The organism is Serratia sp. Nf2, from assembly GCF_003028435.1.
GTDB classification, from domain to species: domain Bacteria; phylum Pseudomonadota; class Gammaproteobacteria; order Enterobacterales; family Enterobacteriaceae; genus Serratia; species Serratia marcescens_L.
Window position 1 is genome coordinate 1 of the sequence record NZ_PYTW01000029.1, and the last position, 1,887, is coordinate 1,887.

The following is a 1,887-nucleotide window of genomic DNA, read 5'->3' on the forward strand; positions in this document are numbered from 1 at the left end:
GGTGGTGTCGGTTCGGTCGGGGTGATCGTCATTCATTGTGACTGGTCACAGCGAATTAAAGAAGACGGCCTGGCGGTCACCATCATCACCTACGGTGACCGCAAAGCCGAGAGCAACCCCTACGTCAAATTGAGCGATCAGGCCCGCGCCGCGATTCAGGATGATGTAGATGCGATGGGTAGGCTTTTTGTCAGTACGGTAGCCCGTAACCGGGGGATCACTGAAAAAACTATCCGTAACACCCAGGCTGCCTGTTTCCTGGCGGCTGATGGCGTCAAGTTGGGGCTTGCCGATGCGGTGATGACCCCTGATGCCGCATTCCGAAAATTAATCAATGAAGCAGGAGCTTAACGTATGTCTTATTTAAAGTTTGCCCATCTTCTCGGCCTCAAGAAAAAAGCGTCTGAGGAAGAGGACGACGACAAAGAAAAAAGCAAAAAAGCGAAATCCCGTCGCGCGGAAGAGGAGCGCGATGACGAGGAGGACGCTGAAGACGATGACGATCGCGAAGACATGGAAGACGACGACGATCGTGAACCTGACGCCGAGGACGATGATGACGACAAGGAAAAAGGCAAAAAGTCGAAATCCCGTCGTGCTGAAGAAGACGACGAAGACGCGGAAGAGGATGAAAACCGCGATGTGAAAAAAGGTCGCCGGGCAGAGCGGAAACGTTGCGCCGCCATTTTTGGCAGTAAGCATGCCGCCGGCCGCCCGGACATGGCCGCTCACCTGGCTTTCAATACCCGGATGAGTGCGCGTGAAGCCATCGACACGCTGGCGACGGTGGGCGCCGTAGCCCCGCAGCCACAAGGTAGAAAGTCGCTGGATGCCCGGATGCGTGAATCTGAGCAGGCACGATTGGGGCCCGACGGCGAGAAGCCTGCAACGGGTAAAAATGCGCTGGTAAGTAAAATGACCAGTCTCTATGACACTGCACGAGGTAACAAGTAATGGACCAGTTTGGACAAAATCAATTCGCGCCGGGCATGAACAGTTCGCTGTTCGTACCCGATCAGCTGGTTTCCGGCCCGTTACAGCTGGTCACTGACTCGGTCACGATCGGTGTTTCAGGGGCGCTTAAACGTGGGACGGTACTCGGTGTGGTCACCGCTACCGGCGCGTATATCCCGAGCAAAAAAGACGCCACCGACGGCAGTGAAAAGCCATCTGCCATTTTGGTCGATAACGTAGACACCACAACCACAGCACAAACTGGCGGTGTATATCTGATGGGCGAGTTTAACCAGCATCGCCTGATCTTCGACGCGACCTGGACCATTGCTGAACTGAAAGCGCAATTCCGCCCGTTAGCTATCTTCCTGCGCGATAGCATCCAGTCGCCGGTATCCTGATCTAACCCCTTTGAAACGTAACTGATGCCAGTTCTTTGGCAGGGTTGCACTCGTCCTGAATTCTGGCCGGCCACGGTGCCGGCATCATAAAGAGACTGAATATGGAAAACATTTTTGATACCAGCGTGCTGGTCCAGGTCGTCCCTAACCTGAAAACCAGCCAAAATTGGCTTCTGGATCGCTTCTTCCCGAACGTGGTGACTTACGAGACGGAAGAGGTTGCTATCGATGTGGACGTGGGTCTGCGTCGTATGGCGCCATTCGTATCGCCGCTGGTGGAAGGTAAACTGGTCGAGAGTCGCAAATACCAGACCAATACCTTTAAGCCGGCATACATCAAAGACAAGCGCGCCCCGGATCTGCGTAAACCGATCCGCCGGCAGATTGGCGAACGCATCGGCGGTGAATTTACCGCGGCAGAGCGCGAAATGCTGAACCTGCAGTTCGAGATGGCAGATCAGATCGACATGATTAACCGCCGTCTTGAATGGATGGCCAGCAGCGCCATGGTGTCAGGGAAAGTCACCGTGAA

4 protein-coding genes are annotated in these 1,887 nt (G+C 54.7%); all 4 read left to right on the forward strand.

Going from position 1 to position 1,887, the window contains the following annotated elements; translation table 11 throughout:
* Positions 1 to 351: S49 family peptidase (locus C9411_RS25165; protein ID WP_199200157.1), on the forward strand; the 351-nt coding region annotated here is incomplete at its 5' end.
* Between the two features lie 3 nt (positions 352 to 354).
* A complete protein-coding gene (locus C9411_RS25905; protein WP_199200158.1) occupies positions 355 to 954 on the forward strand; it encodes a hypothetical protein in 600 nt (199 codons plus the stop codon).
* Positions 954 to 1,355, forward strand: a complete 402-nt coding sequence (locus tag C9411_RS25180; protein WP_060432169.1) for a head decoration protein — start codon at positions 954 to 956, stop codon at positions 1,353 to 1,355. The genes C9411_RS25905 and C9411_RS25180 overlap by 1 nt, the downstream gene beginning before the upstream one ends.
* 101 nt (positions 1,356 to 1,456) lie before the next feature.
* On the forward strand, positions 1,457 to 1,887 hold a 431-nt coding region (locus C9411_RS25185), incomplete at its 3' end, for a major capsid protein (RefSeq protein ID WP_199200159.1).

Excerpts from the sequence above, each read along its gene's own strand:
- C9411_RS25905 (WP_199200158.1), top strand. The coding sequence starts at position 355 with ATGTCTTATTTAAAGTTTGCCCATCTTCTCGGCCTCAAGAAAAAAGCG.
- C9411_RS25180 (WP_060432169.1), top strand. The coding sequence starts at position 954 with ATGGACCAGTTTGGACAAAATCAATTCGCGCCGGGCATGAACAGTTCG.